A 17,549-nucleotide genomic window follows, 5' to 3' on the forward strand; every position below is an offset into this window, starting at 1 on the left:
CGCCCTGATGCCGAACGAAGCTGCCGATCGCGAACGCCTAATATCCCCGGCCGTGAGGCCCGACATATGTCGGACCCAGAGTCGACGCTACAACGGGGCATCGACGGCCACCTCATTCGGGGCGGAACCAGCAAGGGGTTCTTCGCGGATCCAGCGGCGTTCCCGGCCGATCCGGCCGAACGCAACGAGCTCGTTCTCGAGCTGTTCGGGTCGCCGGACCCGTTGCAGGTCGACGGCCTCGGCGGCTCGCACACGCACACGAGCAAGCTGATGCTGGTCGGCGAGAGCGATCGCGAGGACGCCGACCTCGCCTACCGGTACGCGCAGGTCGGCATCGACGAGGCGACGGTCGACTGGGACGGCAACTGCGGCAATCTCGCGAGCGCCGTCGGCGTCTACGGGGTTCTCGAGGGACTCGTCGCGTCCTCCGAGCCGACGACGACGGTCCAGATCCACAGCGAGAACACCGACTCCCTGCTCGAACAGAAAGTCCCGGTCACGAACGGGAAGCCCGACCCCTATGGGGACGCCCGGATCGACGGCGTCCCCGGCTCCGGCGCGCGCGTCCCGACCCGGTATCTCGATCCCTGTGGCGGGATGCTCGGTGCAGCGCTTCCCACCGGAAACGCGACCGACGAGCTCGTGGTCGACGGCGAGTCCCACACGGTTTCGATCGTCGACGCGACCAACGTCACGGTCTTCCTCCGCGCGGGCGCACTGGGACTCGAGGGAACCGAGTCGCCATCGGAGATCGAGGAAGACGACGGGCTTCTCGAGCGGCTCGAACGGATCCGGGCGGCGGCCTGCGTCGAACTCGGGCTCATCGACGACCCCGATCGCGCCCCGATCGAGCGCCCGACCATGCCGTTCGTCGCCGTCGTCGCCCCGCCGCGGGACTACGCGACGACCGTCGGCTGCGACGTCGCTGCCGATAACGTCGACGTCACCGCCCGAATGGTCTCGACGGGCCGACCGCATCACGCCTACGCGACGACCGGGGCGATGTGTCTCGCGGCGGCGACGCGGCTCCCGGGGACGATCCCGAACGAGGTCGCCCGTGGGGTCGGCGAGGCGGTGCGGATTGGCCACCCGAAGGGGGTGATACGGATCGGCGTCGACGCGGACGCCGCGGCGGGGTCAATCCGGAGCGTCTCCATCGACCGGACGGCCCGACTCCTGATGAGCGGGACGGCGTTCGCCCGCGATCTCGACCGGGCGTAAGTGGGAGCTGAGACGTGGTCCGACGACCCGTGTCGGGCGCATCAGGAACGTATTAGTAGCCGCCTGTGTGATGACGAGTCATGGACTCAGTCCAGGAGATGAAAGGTGCGAGCATCGTCGTTGAGACCTGCGCCGCGATCGAACCCGATGAGGACGTCCTCGTGGTCTCGGACTGGCAGGTCGCAGACGTCGCCGAGCGGGTCGCTGCTGCGGCCAACGAACGCGACGCCAACGTCACGATGACGCTCATGGAACCGCGCGAGTACGACGGCAACGAACCCGAGGAGGTCGTCGCCGCGGCGATGATGGAGGCGGACGTGATCATCACGCCCGTCCACCGCTCGATCACCCATTCGTCGGCGGCGGCCGAGGCCAAGGAGAACGGCGCCCGCATCATCAGCATGGTCAAGTTCACCGACGAGCAGCTCGTCCGCGGCGGCCTCTACGCCGACTACGAGGGAATGCGTCCCCACTGCGAGGAGATGGCCCGCCGGTTCTCCGAGGCCAGCGAGGCGCGCGTCACCTCGCCCCAGGGGACCGACGTCACCGTCGACCTTGAGGGACGCGAGGGCAACGCCCACCCCGGTATCGCCGACGAGCCCGGCGAGTTCACCGCGCTGGTCCACATCGAGTCGAACATCGCTCCGGTCGAGGGCGGCACCGACGGCACCGTCGTCTTCGACGGTGCGATCCCGAACCTCGACATCGGCGTCCTCGAGGATCCGGTCACGATGGAGATCGAGGACGGTGCCGTCACCTCGGTCGAGGGCGGCAAGGAGGCCGAGAAGATCCAACGCGTCTGGGAAGAACACGACGATCCGGCCGTCTACAACATCGCACAGCTCGCCGTCGGAATGAACCCGGAGTGTCCGGAGTTCAACGGCTGGTTCTCGAACGACCACGGTCGCTACGGCAACGTCCACTTCGGAATCGGCACTAGCAGCAACCTCGGCGGGACGACGCGTGCCCCGGTCCACTTCGACGCGATGATGGCCGAGCCGACCCTCGAGTTCGACGGCGAGACCGTCGTCGAGAACGGCGAGTTCACGTTCTTCGACCGATAGAAAGAATCGTGACCGGTGACCGGCGATTCTGCCGGCTGCCGGCTACCGACTATCGAGATAGCTTTTGATCTTCGGCGAGATGAACGGCCCCAGCAGGATCACCAGGGTCATGATGACCAGGAGGACCGAGATCGGCCTTGTCACGAAGATCGCATACGACCCCTCGGAGAGCTGGAGCGACCGCAAGAGGTTCTCCTCGGCAATCTCGCCGAGGATCACCCCGAGCAACAGCGCAATGATCGAATAGTCGTGTTGGACCATGAAGTACCCGATCACCCCCAGCAACAGCACGACCCAGACGTCGAACCAGTTAGTTTCCAAGGCGTATCCACCCATGATCGAGAGCACCACGACGACCGGGATGATGACGTGGGTGTTGATCTGCGTGAGGACTCCCAACCGCGTCACCAGGAAGATTCCGCCAAGCAGGATCAACACGTTACCGATCAGCAGTGCAAGCAGGAACGTGTAGGTGGTGGCGAGCTCGGCGTCGAACAGGTCGGGACCGGGGTTGATCCCGTGCATCAACAGCGCGCCAAGCAGTACGGCGGAAGCGCCGCTACCGGGGATCCCAAACGAGAGTGTCGGAATGAGCGATCCACCGATCGTCCCGTTGTTCGACGCCTCGGTCGCGAGGACACCAAGTGGGTTTCCGGCGCCGAACGACTCTTGGTCCTTTGAGGATCGGACTGCCTCCCCGTAGGCGAAGAAGTTCGCTACTGTGGCCCCTGCCCCGGGAATCGATCCAATGAACATTCCCATATACCCGTATTTGACCGTAGCAACTGGATGATTGAGGACTGTTTTTACCCCGGAGAGGAGATCTCCAGTCATGTCGATCGATTTGTCGGCTATTCCGCCTTCCTGAGCGGCCAGCTTGATCATCTCGGCGATAGCGAAGACGCCGATGAGCGCCGCGATGAAGTCGATCCCGTCGTAGAGCGCCAGACTCCCGAATGTGTATCTCTCCTCGGGGCTGTTTGGGGCAATACCGATCGCGGTGATCATCAGCCCGAAGGCGCCGGCCGTGAGTCCCTTAATCAAGGATCCCCGGACGACGACGGTGATCATCGCGATCCCGAGGATCGCCATGAGGAAGTACTCGGGCGAGCCGAACGCGAGCACGACCTCAATGATGATCGGCGACAGCAACAGCAGGGTCGCGACCGAAAAGAATCCGGCGATGGCCGACGCCGTCGCGGCCAACGAGAGGGCCTCTACCGCTTCGCCCTTCTGTGACATCGGATAGCCGTCGAGCGTCGTCGCCGCAGATCCGCCTGTTCCGGGCACGTTCACGAGGATCGCGGGAATGGACCCACCGTACATCGACCCGCTGTACATCCCGACCAAGAGAACGAGGGCGTTCGTCGGCGAGAGCGGGAGCGTGAGGGGGAGAACGATCGCCATTCCCAGTGCGGACCCGATGCCGGGAAGCGCCCCCGCGACGATCCCGAGCAGGAGCCCGAGGATGACCCAGCCCATCGTCGGCCAGCTGAACAGTACCGACGCTGCCTCGGAAACCGATTCGACGACCATCTCAGAGCCCACCTCTGTTGACGATCTCCCCACTGTCCACGGGGATGTTCACGAACTCCATGAAGCCAAACCCGATCATGAATGAGAGGGGGACGATGACGGCGAGGACACGCCATGACAGCTTAAACCAGAGCCCGTAGATGAGGACGAACACTGGGGTTACCCACATCAGCCCGGCGACGTATCCGGCTAGTGCGTAGCCGATCGCTGCGGCGGCGGCAAACACCGAGTCGGGGATCGGCCGCCCGACCGAGGAGAAGGTGCTTTCTACCTCGCCATCGAGCTCGTCGTCTATCTCCTTGTCCTCCTCCACGTCGATCAACTGTGACTCGTTGGTGACGATCGAATAGATCGGTTCGGGAAGCACCGGACGCAGGAGGAGTAGCACCGATCCGAATATCACGAATCCTGCCATGATCCGGGGGAAGATCGTGGCGGAGGTCGCTTGGAAGTCATAGGACTGAATAAACATGTATACCGCCGGAATGAGCATCGTAAACAGAATTACGTACTCCGTGTTTATCCTCTCCGTCGCTTTGCGGAAAACCGATTCAAGAGTCATAATCAACTGATGTGCGTTTTCGATTAATGGGTGTCTGGGACATTGTGTCGTTCGATAGTGGGATACCGACCGCTGTGATTTCCGCGCTTCTCCTCCCGTTGTGACCTATCGATCAGCCCTCCTGTTCGGCTTCGCGCACCTCTTCGAGGTCGATGGCATCCGGGATCTCATCGTAGGCCTCCTGGACGACCTCTTCGGCTTCCTCGCCGGTTCCGAAGAGGACCTCGTTTCCGGTTTCCTCGGACCACTCCTCCATCTCGTCGGACGTCATGACCGTCTCGAGGGCGTCCTCCCATGCCTCGACGACCTCGTCGGGTGTGTCCGGCGGGGCGTACATGCCGCGCGAGAGCTCGACGATGTAGTCGATCTCCTCGTATCCCTGGTCGGTGATCGACTCCTCGTCCGGAAACACCGAGGATCCGTCCTCGGCGAGCACGGTGACGAGGTCGACACCCCCGTCCTCGACCGCCGAAAGGGCGGCCGAGTCCGTACTGACCGCCGCGGGGACCTCGCCCGAGAGCGTGGCCTCCACTGCGGGGCCAGAGCCGTCGTACCCGACATACTGATCCCAGTTGAGACCGTGGGAGTTGCGCATGATCGTCGCCATGACGTGGTCGACGCCACCGCGCTCTTTCCCGCTGAAGTTCGTCAGCTCCCCGTCGTCGTACCGATCAATCAGGTCGCCGTAGTCCTCGATCTCGTGTTCGGGGTTGGCGACGACGACGAACGGGGTCGAGGCGAACAGACCGAGGCCGGTCGCGTTCTCAAGTTCGTAGTCCTGTGGGGTGACCATTTCGGAGACCGGCGTGGACGGTGGGTTGTACGCGGCCACTGTGTAGCCGTCCGGCTCCGACTGCATCATCTCCCCGGTTCCCCGAAGCGATGCAGCGCCGGAGATGTTCTCGATCGCGATGTTTACACCCAGCTCCTCGCTGAGGTGTGGTGACATCTCGCGGGCGTAAACGTCTGTCCCGCCACCCTGACTGAAGGGAATGATCCAGGTGATGTCCTGCTCCGGGTAATCTCCACCGTCCCCCTCGTCCTCGCCAAGACAGCCCGCTAGACCGGTCAATGAAACCGCCGAAACGACTCCCGCTCGCTTCGCGAACGAACGCCTGCTCATGTCGCATTTACTGATATCTCTTGCCATTGCATACCACACTCTCTTAGACGCAGTCATATAGTTAACGGTTCACAATTATATAAGGGCCACACGTTATATCGAAAATATGCCTGGGCTACTAGGTGTCCCAACCCTCGATTCGTAACAGGCGTTCATCGGATCAGGGGCCAGTAGAGGACCCACGAGAGGATGATGATCAGGGTCGAGTATAGCATCGTCACGAGACTAAACGCGAACACATCACGCGACGTCAGCGGCCCTCGGTCGAACGATAGCAACACTGCCGTCGTGTTGAAGGGGAGGAAGGTGGTCGAGCCGATGATCATGAGGACAGAAAAAGCCAGGAAAAGCTGATCGAGACCGAGCACCTCACCGAATTCGAGGATGATCGGTAGAACAACGACGATCGCGGCGGAGGCCGTTGAAAAGAAGACACGTAAAACTACGGCCAGAGCGAGGAGGGCCCCGACCGATTGCCACGTGTTGAAAGCGCTGAATGGGATGAGGCCGAGCAGCGAATTGACGACGACGTCGAGGGCGCCGGTCGACTGCATCACCTCGAGGATGGAGAACATAGCCCCGATCAGGAACAGTATTCCCCAGCTCACTTCGGCGATATCGTCCTTCGTGATGACTCCTATTCCGGGCAACGAGAGAACGGTCACGGCCGCGATCGCGGGAAGGATCGTCGGTATTCCAGTAAACGATCCAACGATCCAGGCGAGGACCGCCCCGAGCATGACCCAGCCGACGATCCGCTCGTCGCGCGTGAGCGGGTCCGTCTGCTCATCGCCGTTCATCACCGCCTCCACGAGTTCCTCGTCCTCACCGTTCGAGTCCGGTGAGATGGTCTGTGAGTCATCGACGGAGTAGATCTTTTCGGCGGTAACCGCCGAGAGGGCGTAGAGCGCGACCGTCGGTGGGATCATGAATATCCCCCACTCAACCCAGGTGATTGGCCGCACGGACGACTGGATCAGTTCGGAGGTGATGATCGCCATCCCTCCACCCGTCATGAGCGCCATCGAGGCGATCGGGTTAATGTGGCCCAGGATGAAAAAAGAGGTCCGCTCGAAGTTACTGTTGGAGCCGAGCTGATAGACATCCGTTATCTGCCGGACGACGGGGATGAACGTCACCGTCCGGGCGACGGCGGAGGGCATGAGAAAGGACAGCCCGAGCAGGTTGATTGATAGCGACCGAACGGACTCGCGTGGTGTGCTCGTTGCCGAGAGCATCCGTTGTGCGACCCGCTCGTCCAGACCGACTTTTGAGATGGAGTGGCCGAGCAGTAACAGCAACAGGAGGAAGAAGACGAGCGTTTCGGCGTAGCCGGTGACGGCCTCCTCGAAGGAGTCGGTGACACCGAAAGCGAACAGGAGGGTGACGCTAAGTACGCTCGAAACGACGTACGGAACCGGCTTCGCGATCCATAGAACGATCGTCGCGGCGAAGACCGCCAGTGTTCGCTGGATCTCGATCGTTATGCCCTCAGGTGGAGGAACGACGAGGCCGACGAGGAGGATTCCAACAGTGCAGACCACTCCGGCCAGCTGAGGGACTGATAAGGAGCTAGGGGGATCACTATCCGCTGAACCTGCCATATAACAGCTCATCCAACTGCTCACTAAAACACGATCAATGAGGCAAGAAATGTGACGACGCCGATTAAGTATATATATCTGAACTAGTAATGCAGATCTAGTATGCCAGTTATTGCCGCCGTCGACCGAGGCGAGCCGACGGACCGCATCGTGACCGAAGGACGAGCGCTCGCAGACGCGTTCGATACCGATCTCCACGTTGTCCACGTCCTCAGCCGTTCGGAATTCGTCGAGCTTGAGCGGACGAGCGTCGAGAAGTCCGGCGAGACTGTCGATATGGACCGTATCCGTGATTACGCCACGAAAGTCGCCAAAGAGGCCGCTCAAGACGGGGACACCTGCGTCGGATTGGTGGGTGATGCGGCCGATCAGCTCGCCGAGTACGCCGAGGACCACGACGCGTCGTACCTCGTCGTCGGCGGTCGACGGCGGTCGCCGGTGGGGAAAGCCCTCTTCGGCAGCGTCACCCAGGAGGTCCTCCTCAGCGCACCGGTCCCAGTCGTCACCGTCCTCGACGAGGAGGACTGAGATGGTCTGGTGTGCCGTCGACGACGACATCCAACCGGCGTCGTATCTCGAATCCTGTGTTGACGACGACGTCGAGCTCTCGTTCGGTATCGGTGACGGCGAAGACGCTGCGATCGAGGCCCTTTCCGGGGCGGATGGACTGTTCACGACATCGCGAGTCCCGGTTACAGAGACCGTCCTCGAAGACGTTCCCGACCTCGACTTGGTCGCGAAGATCGGGACGGGCCTCGACAGCATCGACCTCGATGCTGCGCACCAGGAGGGCGTTACCGTCGTCTATACGCCCGGTCTCAACGCCCGATCGGTCGCCGAACACGCCGTGTCGCTCCTGCTCGCCGTCAACCGGAACGTACTGCTTGGCCATCGTCGCCTCGAGGAGGGAGGCTGGCGCGACACGATGCCGACCAGCAAATCCGTTACGGACACTACGATCGGGATCGTCGGCTTCGGTAACGTCGGCCAGCGCATTGCGGGCCTGTTATCGGGCTTTCAGGCCGACGTCCTTGCGCACGATCCGTACGTTCATCCGATCGATACGGATCTCACGGGAGCGACGCTGGTCGGACTCTCCGAGCTGCTCGAGTCCGCGGACGCCGTGATCATCTCCGCCGAGCGCACTCCCGAAACCGAGAAGCTCATCGATGCTCAGGCACTCGAGACGATGAAAGACGATGCCACCCTCGTCAACAGCGCACGCGGACCTATCGTCGATCAGGACGCGCTCATTGATGCGCTCGAACGTGACGCGATCGGTGGGGCCGGCCTCGACGTGTTCGAGACCGAGCCACTCCCGCCCGATTCGCCGCTCCATGAGTTCGACAACGTCGTCCTCACTCCACATATGGGTGCCTCCTCGCTCCGTGCTCGCAAAGCTGCGATCAAGACCCTGGCGGAAACCGCGTGTGACTTCTTCGCTGGAGAGGAACTCAACGACCGATTCGTCGCCGTTCGTGGCGACGGACTTCGGTAGATTTCCTAGCCGACTTCGGATGTCGACCGGTGAACCACACGATTTTTGTAATACTGACGAATCTGTGAAACCGCTATGAGCTACGAGAAAGTCGAGGTGCCCGAGAAGGGCGAAGCCATCGAGTTCGACGGCGAGGAGATCTCGGTCCCCGAAAACCCCGTCATTCCCATCATCTACGGCGACGGCATCGGCGTTGACGTCGCACCCGCCGCACAGACGGTATTGGAGGCCGCCGCCAACGCCACCGGACGCGACATCGCCTGGATGCGCGTCTACGCCGGCGAACACGCAAACGAACAGTACGGTGAGGGCGAGCACCTCCCCGACGAGACCGTTCAAGCCTTCGAGCAGTTTCACGTCGGCATCAAAGGACCGCTGACCACGCCCGTCGGCGCCGGCTTCCGATCGCTGAACGTCGCCCTGCGCAAGAAGCTCGACCTGTACGCGAACGTCCGCCCGACCTACCACCTCGACGGCGTCCCGTCCCCGGTCAAGGACCCCGATGCGATGGACATGGTGTTCTTCCGGGAGAACACCGAGGACGTGTATGCCGGTATCGAGTGGGAGGCCGGCACCGACGAAGTCCAGCAGGTCCGGGAGTTCGTCGAGGACGAAATGGGCTTCGAGGACGTGATGCACGAGAACCCGCTGGGCATCGGCATCAAACCCATCTCGGAGTTCGGGACCAAACGCCTCGTTCGACGTGCAATTGACTACGCGCTGGAGAACGACCGCGACTCGGTGACGCTGGTCCACAAGGGCAACATCATGAAGTTCACCGAGGGTGCGTTCCGCGACTGGGGCTATGAGGTCGCAAAGGAGGAGTACGGTGAGGACGTCATCACCGAGGACACCCTCTGGGACCAGTACGAGGGCGAACAGCCCGCGGGGAGCCTCGTGGTGAAGGATCGCATCGCGGACAACATGCTCCAGCAGATCCTCACCCGGACGAGCGACTACGACGTCATCGCGACGATGAACCTCAACGGCGACTACATCTCCGACGCCGCAGGTGCCCAGATCGGTGGCCTCGGCATCGCCCCCGGCGCCAATTTCGGTGACGGTCGTTGTCTCGCCGAACCGGTTCACGGGAGCGCACCGAAGTATGCAGGCCAGGACAAGGTAAACCCGACGGCGATGATCCTCTCGGGCCGTCTGATGTTCGAGTACATGGGCTGGGACGACGCGGGCCAGCTCATCGGCGACGCCGTCGAGGAGGCCATCTCCTCGAAACAGGTCACCTACGACCTCGAACGCCAGATCGAGGGCGGCGAGAAGCTGGCAACCAGCGAGTTCACTGACGTCGTTGTCGAGAATATCGAAGAGTTGTCGTAGACAACTGATCGGACTTTTGCGGCGTCACTATGGGAATATCGAGACTCTGTCATAGCTGCCTTCCGATACTCGTGTATTTTCGGAATATAAAACATCGAAAAATGAGGCCGATTTGCCTACCACTGTTTGAAACAGGAATAAGCGCCTATCAGAAGGCGTGTCTGTGCCATCCCCCGTCGACGGGGAGTACTGCCCCAGTCACGTAATCCGCAGCGGGTGATGCGAGAAAAGCAACGGTACGAGCGAACGATTCGGGTGTCCCGAGGTCCGGTACCGGAAGTTCCTCGACGCGCTGTTCGCGTGCCTCTGCTTCGGTGATGCCCTGCTGTTCGGCACGCTGGGAGAGCTTCTGATCTATCCGGTCGGACATGATCCCGCGTGGCGAGACGCAGTTGACTCTGACGTTGGACTCCCCGAACTCCTCGGAAAGGACCTTCGAGAGGCCGTAGATCCCGGGCCGAAAGACGTTTCCGAGCGCCCCGCTCGCCGACGGCTCCAGCGCGGAGGCAGCGACGAGGTTTGTGACCGAACCACCACCATTGGAGAGCGCCGGAAGGCACTCCTGACAGACCTGGAGTGTGCTTCGGAGGATTCCCTGATAGCCAGTATCGAACTCCCCGAGGGAGAGCTCCGAGAAAGGTTCGGTCGACGGGCCACCGTGGTTCGTCACGAGTGCGTCCAACCCACCTAGGTCGTCGATCGCACCCTTCGTTGCGTCGTGAATGCTATCGGGCTCCATCAAGTCACAGACCTTGTAATCAATTGCTTCCGTCCGACCGGTCTCCTCCGCGATAGAATCCGTGGCTGCTCGTAGGTTGTCCTCGTTGCAAGATGAGATGATGACGTCCGCCCCTTCGCGTACCAGTTCGGTCGCGACCGCTTTCCCCAAGCCGCCACTGGCTGCTGTGAGATACGCTCTCTTTCCGACCAGGTTGAGATCCATACACTGCTGTGACGTCCATGGTTAATATAGATACTGTCATGAACGTTCTCGCTCACGAGGACTGGATTCCGTTCGCTTGAGTGGCTATACCGCCGAGTGAGGTCCGTGAAGCTACATTTATTAGCTCCGTTTTCCTTAGTGGGGAGCACTAGCATGGTCTCGGATCAGAAGACGGTTATTGCGGACCTGCCGCCGAGCTCGAAGTTAGTATACTACGTACTGAAAAACGAGGGCGAGATGACGAAACGGCAGATAATTGCCGAATCCCGCCTTTCCGAGCAGACGACTCGCCTCGGGTTGGAACGACTGGAGAGTTCGAACATAGTTGTGCGCGAGACGGCAAACACGTCCGAGAAGCCACGAGGGGTGTATTCTCTCGTTTAACCTGATGCGCCGACGTTTCAGGAGCTGCGGTGAGGAGTCCGTCCCAGCAGGCCTGACAGTATGCCACGTCACTCCGGCGGGATCACGTTCGGCGTCGGGTAGCTGCCGCCGTTCGCGTGAATCACCTGTCCCGTGATGAACGACGCCCGATCGGATGCCAAGAAGCAACAGACGTCCGCAATTTCCCGTTTTGTACCCATCCGTTGGAGTGGCGTGGCCTGAATAACCTGTTCGTGACCGGCGAACGTTTCCTCCCGGTCCGTATCGATAAGCCCCGGGGAGAGGCCGTTCACACGGATTCCTTTCGGCCCGAACTCGGACGCGAGCTGTCGAACGTAGCCCACGATCCCCATTTTGCTTCCATAGGAATGTGCCTTTCCGGTCCTGCCGAGAAACACCATGGCGCCGATCAGGTTGACGATCGACCCGTGGTCGACTTCCAGCATGTCCTCGATAACGTGCTGAGTGAGGAGGAACTGCCCCTTCAAGTTCACGTCCAGCACCTGGTCGAGCTCCGCGGGCTCTACCTCGAAAAACGGCGTCATCGGCCGGACGGTCGCGTTGTTGACGAGGATATCGATCGGTCCCAACTCGTCCCTAATTCCCTCTACGATCACTTCGACGTCGTCGGGTTTCCCCAAATCACCGAGCACGACGGCAGCCTCGCTCCCTGCGGCCTCGACTTCGCGTGCCGTCTCTTCACATCCGTCCTCGTTGCTGTGTGACGTGACCCCGACATCGGCCCCCGCTTCGGCCATCGTCGTCGCGATCGTCTGCCCGATGTTACGGCTCGATCCGGTGACTAATGCCGTCCGTCCTTCGAGATCCATCTCTACTCCCCCGTCTCTCCTCGCTGTAATGGATCTTACGACATCTGTTAGCATCAATCACACAGATCTTGTCTCCCGCGGGTATCCGCCCTTGGTCAAATGTCGACACATCATAGACCGGCCCAATAGAGCCGGTACCCAATCCTATTTGAGCGTACATGACCGTCTGAAGAGTATCATGGCCGGTCGGCTTCAGCGCGTTATGGCGGTCTCTCGGCCCCGAGTCGTCGGACCGGTTACCGTCGGGCACGGAATAAACGAGTTCTTCGCGATTGTCATCCCACCGATCATCCCGCTTCTGGTCTCCGATCTCGGTATAACCTACGGCCAGGCTGGGTTCCTGCTGACGATCTTCTTCATCATGTACTCTATCTTCCAGCTGCCTGCCGGAATCCTCGCCGATCGGATTGGGAAGATTCGACTGATGATCGTCGGTCTCGTCGGAATGTCCGGTGCGATCTTCTTCGCCAGCGTTGCTGATAGGTACGGGATGTTGCTGGTCGCACAGACCCTTGCCGGCATCGGCGGCAGTACGTTCCACCCGACCGGGATGTTGATCATCAGCGACGTCGAGACACACGAAACCGAGGGCAAGGCGATGGGGGTCTTCGGCTTCGGCGGTGCGCTCGGAACGATGTCCTCACCGCTCGTCGTCGGCGGGTTGGCGGCGATCGCGGGGTGGCGTATCGCCCTCCTCGGCGCAGCGCTTCTCGGTATCACGGTCACCGCGGTGAGTATCCTGTTCCTGATCGCTGCCACATCCGACGGTGAGGGAACGCTCCGCGCTGATGGCGGACGATCGATCCGAGTCCGCGATCTGTTCCGCCCCCGTCGGCGATCGATCGATATCCCGATCACCCGTGAGATCGTCTTGCTCTTTCTCATAACGCTGGTCCTTTTCCTGCAGCATCGGGCAATTCAGACGTTCACGACGTCGTATATCGCCGCCGAGACCGGCGCGTCGACCTTGGTCGGGAATCTCGCCTTCTTCACCCTCCTCGTCGGCGGGAGCTTCGCCTCATTATGGGCAGGGGACCTCGCCGATCGGTTCGACTGGGAACTTCTCGGCGCCGGTACAGCCGTCACTACGGCGATTTTCGTCAGTGCGACGCTGCTCGTTACCCGAGTGCTCGGTGGGATCCGGTTCGAGGTCCTGATCGCGATTCTGGCGCTCTGGTTCGCCATCATCGGCGTCATGATGTACGTGAGCTATCCGGTCAAGAACGCCCTGGTCTCGGAGCAGGCCAACACTGCTTCGAGTGGTACCTCTTCGGCGTCATCCAGACGGCGTCCGTGGCGGGTAGTGCGAGTGGTCCAGCTATCTTCGGCGCGCTCGCGACGGAATGGGGCGTCGTGGCCGCGTTTCCGGCGATCGCCTTTGTGAGCATTGTGCTGGCGGGGCTGTTCATGATACTACGACGGCTCGAAAAATAGCTATAGCTGACATTATTGTCTTCTGCTTCAACTAAAAAAGATATAGACACAGCTACTAGCTTATAGTATCTCAATTATAATAGCCTTTTCTCTATGTAACCGGTAATATTTTGAAGACCCCACAGGCTTATTACTAACTAATGGTGTAGGTACATTATCAGAAAGAAGTATACTATATTCGACCTATGGAAGATATCATACAAACCACACCAGCAGAAGTAATTTCAATCGATAACAGAAGCAGCTCTCAGACAGTTCCATTCCGGATTAGATCTGGGACAAAGGCAATCGTCTCTGCTTCAGATAAGGTCCTTCTCCTTAAGGAACAACATGCAAGCGGATCTACTTTCTGGACGTTGCCTGGTGGTGGCATAGAACCTAGTGAATCGTTACTTGAGGGCCTTACTCGAGAGTTATTTGAGGAATTGCGGTGTCAGTCTCTTATTAGAGAACCGGTCGGAACGGTCTGGTATGCCCATCTGAGTCGTCGAAATACATTCTCCACCTACGCGGTTTTCGAATGCTCCCTTCTATCAACTCCTCTTCCCAGCAAGCAAGAAGGTATCCTCGACCATCAATGGGTGTCTCCGGCAAATCTTCCTTCTTCTACCCTTCCACAGGTACGGTACTTACTTCGAAGCGAAGTGAATCACTGAAATTATGTTATTTCTTTCTCTTCACCACAGATTCCACAGACCCACCTTTCTGTTCTATCAATCCTTTCTCCGGTAGTATTTGCTCGACACCATTCACAAAAATGGTCTTCTATACTCGACATATTTATTATTTCTCCCAGTTTAGTCTTCGGTCGTTGTATTAGACTCGCAAACCGGTCTGATATCTTCGGATGCAAGTCTCCATTCTATGGTTCCATTATCAATCCCCTTACTAACGGACTCAACAGCCTCATCTAGAAATTCGTATGCCTCTGCTTGTTCATCGAGTTCGTCTCGTATATGGGCTATTTCCTCCTGATGGACCCGTAGTTGGTCAACCATATATTCATCTAACTGGGTCCTATTCGTATCATTATTCATTTATATATGCTTTTCCAAGACGATTATTTGACGCTCATTTTCGGGTTCTGGTGGGTAGTACGGGAACAATGTGCTCCGTGCCCGATCTCTGTCAAAGTGCTTCATTCGTTGTATTCAGATTTATCTGAAGACTATTAATATATTTGGTTGCAATAGAAAATTAAAATTACTACAGAACATTAAGAAGAAAGACAGCAGACATGACTAGCGAAGTTGCACTATAGATTTCTATTTCCTATTGCTATTGACGCCTGACTCGTACTAGTATGTTCCAGTCTAGTAGTATTCTTGGCTATTCTGTGCCTCATATAACGACTCTCTGTTTGCGATTCATAAGAGAAAATCGCCCAACAACCGTTAATGTCGATTGGTACAATACCGTACTGTTCCGATCTATTATGTTGTGTATATTGATAGTTGATGGGGTAATATCATACCAAAGAGATGGTGTCAACTGGCAAGCTCCGACTGATGGCTGAACTAGGAACGGATTCAATCGAGTGCTTTGCTCCAACTGTCAATGATAAAGGTCGTGTCAATTATCCAGAGGTTGCAAAGTTGCTCACAGAACGAGACAGTTCGAGTATTGAAGCCTTGAATTCGTTAGCTGAAAGAGGATTACTTAATAAAGAATACAAAACTAAAGTATATATATGTCCTTCATGTCAGATTGAAGGTCTCCAGTATATTACGGGATGCCCATCCTGTAAGAGTACACATACTATCCGCACTAGGTTTTTCGAACACAAACCATGTAGCTACTCAGCTCCATCTGATGCGTTTGAGACAGAGGACAATGGAGACCTGTATTATTGCCCGAATTGTGAAGACAAGGTAGAATTCTCAGAGTTCCATATACTACAAAAACACCTCTGTAATGAATGTGATGAGTCATTTGACAACCCAAACCACCAACTCTGGTGTTTAGAGTGTCTTCATATCTGTCCACCAGCGAACGCAACCGAACAAACTCTTTATGAATATCATCTAACTGAAAATGGTGATCGTTGGTATCGAACACAAACTGAGGCCAGAGAGCTACTAGCGGATGAGTTCGATACTCGCGGATTTGATGTATCCGTCGATACCGAACTACAAAACGACGAAGGCATCTTATATGACGTGCATATTCACGCCAGAGATGAGCTTCTCAACCAACGGATCATAGCAGATATCCACTCGACAGTTACTCCCGAGAATATCCAGTATCTCGGTAGAGTTGCAGAAGAACTGCAGGCTCAACCATACCTTCTTATCACAGAGGATTCTGCGCCTGAGACTACACTGCAGGCCGCATATCAGCATGGTGTGACACTGCTCTGGATTGACCAGAATGGTTCAATACAAAGATATGAATCATTAGAGGATGAACACCGCTCCCCTGGAACTATCATTGATCGATTGTCCTCGGCAGTCGGGTTTAAGTCTGCTGAGGAAAGCTAATATACTATCGTGTGCGCACAGATGGACCAGAACTTACGATTCTCTCGAAGGCATTTTGATGAATAGTAACGAAGCTAATATAGTCTGTTATGTAGTCAGGTATATCTATATGAAGAAGAGTGCTCGTCACTGGCAGTTGGCTGCAGTACAAGTTCAGGTGGATCGTGGTTGACATTCGATCAGACAGCGGGCGTCCCTGTGATGAGAGCCAGATCAATGATCGTGATCGGCTTGTTAAATATATTTGGGGCAAGCATGCTTCGGAAACACCGTCTGTACCACTTCATTATCCACTGCTTGCAGTCCTCGTGATCGCAGCGAGTATCGCACCAACGACATGGTTCCTTTCGAGAGATCTAGGATATCTAATCGTAGCTGGAGTGCTTTGTCTCATCATTGCCTATGGAGTTCTCTTTACGAGCGTTCGTCTGACAATCGATCCGGCGTTTCTTGTGCTTCTTGGTGGCTACTGGCTTGGGCTTGTTGCTCATTACTACTACTTCCCTCATTCAGAGCTTCTACAATACATTCTTGTTACACCGATTGCCGTCTTTGGGACCGTCGTTATTCTTCCCCAATTTGTCGAAGGGCGACGCCAGACGTTCACAATGGGACTAACTGTTCTCTCGGTCATTGTTGCACTTATTGGTGTATGGATACTTTGGCAGCCAGGAACAATCGACTCGGAGCTTCCGAACTCGATTGGAGGCGAAGTAATGGGTCTTTATGCAATTCGGAGCACTTCAGTTTTTCATAATCCCAACACTTATGGGTTTTTCATGATGGTTGGCTGTCTTGCAGCGCTCTATACTGTCGTAGTCCGAGGTGGGCTGGTTTGGATTGCTGCACTCGGAATATGCTTGCTTGGACTGTTTATGAGTGAAGGAGACGCTGCACTGATTGGTCTTGGTGTTGGTTCGATCGTCGTGTTAGCGGGTCGTAGTCAATGGCTCTCATTCTTCGGGATCGGCGCGGGAGTCGTTGGTCTTTATGGCCTGATTCAGGTCGGACACGTACCTGAGGTCATGGAAACCACATTGATGAGCCGTGTCGACCGTTGGGTACTCTCTCTCGAACGCCTCGCACTCGATCCACTGTGGGGAATCGGCTTTGTCGACCCTGGTCCAGAGATCAATGGTGCCCGCGGTCCCCATAACTCGTATATACATGTGCTACTTAATACAGGTGTGATCGCTGGCTCACTTTATCTCGGTGCACTCGCCTACGCGGTCGGTTCCGGCATCCGGCGGCGCTGGACTCCGTGGAGTGGATTCATTCTCGGAACTGGTGCAGGAACCTTCGCGTATATGGGCTTCGAATCGCTCTTCCTCGGTGGACTGACAACCTCGTCAATTGTACTGGGTTTGTTTATTGGGCTCATGCTTCTCACCGATCCATCCTCAGAGGAACGCGATTCGGAACCAGCTACGGCAAAGTATGCACTCGTGACCAGCCGTGCCGGTCGCGCCTTCGATAGTTTCCGATCAAGTTCGGACAACCGACAGGCTCCACCACAACCAAAAACGGAGGACTAA

General features: G+C 57.7%; 17 protein-coding genes. 10 read left to right on the forward strand and 7 right to left on the reverse strand.

Annotated elements, in window-relative coordinates; genetic code table 11:
- Positions 1-66 precede the first annotated feature (66 nt).
- Positions 67-1,221, forward strand: coding sequence for a 2-methylaconitate cis-trans isomerase PrpF family protein (locus WOA58_RS11075; RefSeq protein ID WP_340604266.1), 1,155 nt, complete (start codon positions 67-69; stop codon positions 1,219-1,221).
- A gap of 80 nt (positions 1,222-1,301) precedes the next feature.
- On the forward strand, positions 1,302-2,285 hold the full coding sequence (locus WOA58_RS11080; protein WP_340604267.1) for an aminopeptidase: 984 nt from the start codon (positions 1,302-1,304) through the stop codon (positions 2,283-2,285).
- Between the two features lie 42 nt (positions 2,286-2,327).
- On the opposite strand, the gene WOA58_RS11085 is transcribed toward WOA58_RS11080, so the two are convergent.
- From WOA58_RS11085 to WOA58_RS11100, 4 genes are all read right to left on the reverse strand, one after another.
- Positions 2,328-3,821 (reverse strand): tripartite tricarboxylate transporter permease, encoded by a 1,494-nt coding sequence (locus WOA58_RS11085; RefSeq protein WP_340604268.1) that lies wholly within the window; start codon positions 3,819-3,821, stop codon positions 2,328-2,330.
- Between the two features lies 1 nt (position 3,822).
- A complete protein-coding gene (locus WOA58_RS11090) occupies positions 3,823-4,383 on the reverse strand; it encodes a hypothetical protein (RefSeq protein ID WP_340604269.1) in 561 nt (186 codons plus the stop codon).
- A 112-nt stretch (positions 4,384-4,495) separates the two neighbouring features.
- Positions 4,496-5,506 (reverse strand): Bug family tripartite tricarboxylate transporter substrate binding protein, encoded by a 1,011-nt coding sequence (locus WOA58_RS11095; protein WP_340604270.1) that lies wholly within the window; start codon positions 5,504-5,506, stop codon positions 4,496-4,498.
- A gap of 152 nt (positions 5,507-5,658) precedes the next feature.
- Positions 5,659-7,110 (reverse strand): SLC13 family permease, encoded by a 1,452-nt coding sequence (locus tag WOA58_RS11100; protein ID WP_340604271.1) that lies wholly within the window; start codon positions 7,108-7,110, stop codon positions 5,659-5,661.
- A gap of 102 nt (positions 7,111-7,212) precedes the next feature.
- Between WOA58_RS11100 and WOA58_RS11105 the strand changes: the two genes are divergently transcribed.
- From WOA58_RS11105 to icd, 3 genes are all read left to right on the forward strand, one after another.
- Complete coding sequence (locus tag WOA58_RS11105) at positions 7,213-7,638, forward strand: universal stress protein (protein WP_340604272.1); 426 nt, start codon at positions 7,213-7,215, stop codon at positions 7,636-7,638.
- A 1-nt stretch (position 7,639) separates the two neighbouring features.
- On the forward strand, positions 7,640-8,608 hold the full coding sequence (locus WOA58_RS11110; protein ID WP_340604273.1) for an NAD(P)-dependent oxidoreductase: 969 nt from the start codon (positions 7,640-7,642) through the stop codon (positions 8,606-8,608).
- A 75-nt stretch (positions 8,609-8,683) separates the two neighbouring features.
- Positions 8,684-9,943, forward strand: a complete 1,260-nt coding sequence (gene icd / locus WOA58_RS11115) for an isocitrate dehydrogenase (NADP(+)) (protein WP_340604274.1) — start codon at positions 8,684-8,686, stop codon at positions 9,941-9,943.
- Positions 9,944-10,091: 148 nt separating this feature from the next.
- Here icd and WOA58_RS11120 read toward each other — a convergent pair whose 3' ends face one another.
- The gene (locus WOA58_RS11120; protein WP_340604275.1) at positions 10,092-10,886 is read right to left on the reverse strand and encodes an SDR family oxidoreductase; all 795 of its coding nucleotides are present in this window, start codon (positions 10,884-10,886) and stop codon (positions 10,092-10,094) included.
- Positions 10,887-11,039: 153 nt separating this feature from the next.
- Here WOA58_RS11120 and WOA58_RS11125 point away from each other — a divergent pair, with 153 nt between their 5' ends.
- The gene (locus WOA58_RS11125) at positions 11,040-11,270 is read left to right on the forward strand and encodes an ArsR family transcriptional regulator (RefSeq protein WP_340604276.1); all 231 of its coding nucleotides are present in this window, start codon (positions 11,040-11,042) and stop codon (positions 11,268-11,270) included.
- A 68-nt stretch (positions 11,271-11,338) separates the two neighbouring features.
- Here the strand turns inward: WOA58_RS11125 and WOA58_RS11130 are convergent, their stop codons facing one another.
- A complete protein-coding gene (locus tag WOA58_RS11130; RefSeq protein ID WP_340604277.1) occupies positions 11,339-12,100 on the reverse strand; it encodes an SDR family NAD(P)-dependent oxidoreductase in 762 nt (253 codons plus the stop codon).
- A gap of 202 nt (positions 12,101-12,302) precedes the next feature.
- Here WOA58_RS11130 and WOA58_RS11135 point away from each other — a divergent pair, with 202 nt between their 5' ends.
- Positions 12,303-13,484, forward strand: coding sequence for an MFS transporter (locus WOA58_RS11135; RefSeq protein WP_340604278.1), 1,182 nt, complete (start codon positions 12,303-12,305; stop codon positions 13,482-13,484).
- Between the two features lie 235 nt (positions 13,485-13,719).
- Positions 13,720-14,190: an NUDIX hydrolase gene (locus WOA58_RS11140; RefSeq protein ID WP_340604279.1), complete on the forward strand. Its 471-nt coding sequence runs from the start codon at positions 13,720-13,722 to the stop codon at positions 14,188-14,190.
- 141 nt (positions 14,191-14,331) lie between these two features.
- Here WOA58_RS11140 and WOA58_RS11145 read toward each other — a convergent pair whose 3' ends face one another.
- Positions 14,332-14,532 (reverse strand): hypothetical protein, encoded by a 201-nt coding sequence (locus WOA58_RS11145; RefSeq protein ID WP_340604280.1) that lies wholly within the window; start codon positions 14,530-14,532, stop codon positions 14,332-14,334.
- Between the two features lie 510 nt (positions 14,533-15,042).
- Between WOA58_RS11145 and WOA58_RS11150 the strand changes: the two genes are divergently transcribed.
- Complete coding sequence (locus tag WOA58_RS11150) at positions 15,043-16,014, forward strand: TackOD1 domain-containing metal-binding protein (RefSeq protein WP_340604281.1); 972 nt, start codon at positions 15,043-15,045, stop codon at positions 16,012-16,014.
- Positions 16,015-16,178: 164 nt separating this feature from the next.
- Positions 16,179-17,549 (forward strand): O-antigen ligase family protein, encoded by a 1,371-nt coding sequence (locus WOA58_RS11155; protein ID WP_340604282.1) that lies wholly within the window; start codon positions 16,179-16,181, stop codon positions 17,547-17,549.

This window comes from Halalkalicoccus tibetensis (assembly GCF_037996645.1).
Classification (GTDB): domain Archaea; phylum Halobacteriota; class Halobacteria; order Halobacteriales; family Halalkalicoccaceae; genus Halalkalicoccus; species Halalkalicoccus tibetensis.

Bases quoted from the DNA above. Each gene is read 5' to 3' on its own strand.
- WOA58_RS11075 (WP_340604266.1), top strand. From the start codon at position 67: ATGTCGGACCCAGAGTCGACGCTACAACGGGGCATCGACGGCCACCTC.
- WOA58_RS11080 (WP_340604267.1), top strand. From the start codon at position 1,302: ATGGACTCAGTCCAGGAGATGAAAGGTGCGAGCATCGTCGTTGAGACC.
- WOA58_RS11085 (WP_340604268.1), bottom strand. From the start codon at position 3,821: ATGGTCGTCGAATCGGTTTCCGAGGCAGCGTCGGTACTGTTCAGCTGG.
- WOA58_RS11090 (WP_340604269.1), bottom strand. From the start codon at position 4,383: ATGACTCTTGAATCGGTTTTCCGCAAAGCGACGGAGAGGATAAACACG.
- WOA58_RS11095 (WP_340604270.1), bottom strand. From the start codon at position 5,506: ATGAGCAGGCGTTCGTTCGCGAAGCGAGCGGGAGTCGTTTCGGCGGTT.
- WOA58_RS11100 (WP_340604271.1), bottom strand. From the start codon at position 7,110: ATGGCAGGTTCAGCGGATAGTGATCCCCCTAGCTCCTTATCAGTCCCT.
- WOA58_RS11105 (WP_340604272.1), top strand. From the start codon at position 7,213: ATGCCAGTTATTGCCGCCGTCGACCGAGGCGAGCCGACGGACCGCATC.
- WOA58_RS11110 (WP_340604273.1), top strand. From the start codon at position 7,640: ATGGTCTGGTGTGCCGTCGACGACGACATCCAACCGGCGTCGTATCTC.
- icd (WP_340604274.1), top strand. From the start codon at position 8,684: ATGAGCTACGAGAAAGTCGAGGTGCCCGAGAAGGGCGAAGCCATCGAG.
- WOA58_RS11120 (WP_340604275.1), bottom strand. From the start codon at position 10,886: ATGGATCTCAACCTGGTCGGAAAGAGAGCGTATCTCACAGCAGCCAGT.
- WOA58_RS11125 (WP_340604276.1), top strand. From the start codon at position 11,040: ATGGTCTCGGATCAGAAGACGGTTATTGCGGACCTGCCGCCGAGCTCG.
- WOA58_RS11130 (WP_340604277.1), bottom strand. From the start codon at position 12,100: ATGGATCTCGAAGGACGGACGGCATTAGTCACCGGATCGAGCCGTAAC.
- WOA58_RS11135 (WP_340604278.1), top strand. From the start codon at position 12,303: ATGGCGGTCTCTCGGCCCCGAGTCGTCGGACCGGTTACCGTCGGGCAC.
- WOA58_RS11140 (WP_340604279.1), top strand. From the start codon at position 13,720: ATGGAAGATATCATACAAACCACACCAGCAGAAGTAATTTCAATCGAT.
- WOA58_RS11145 (WP_340604280.1), bottom strand. From the start codon at position 14,532: ATGGTTGACCAACTACGGGTCCATCAGGAGGAAATAGCCCATATACGA.
- WOA58_RS11150 (WP_340604281.1), top strand. From the start codon at position 15,043: ATGGCTGAACTAGGAACGGATTCAATCGAGTGCTTTGCTCCAACTGTC.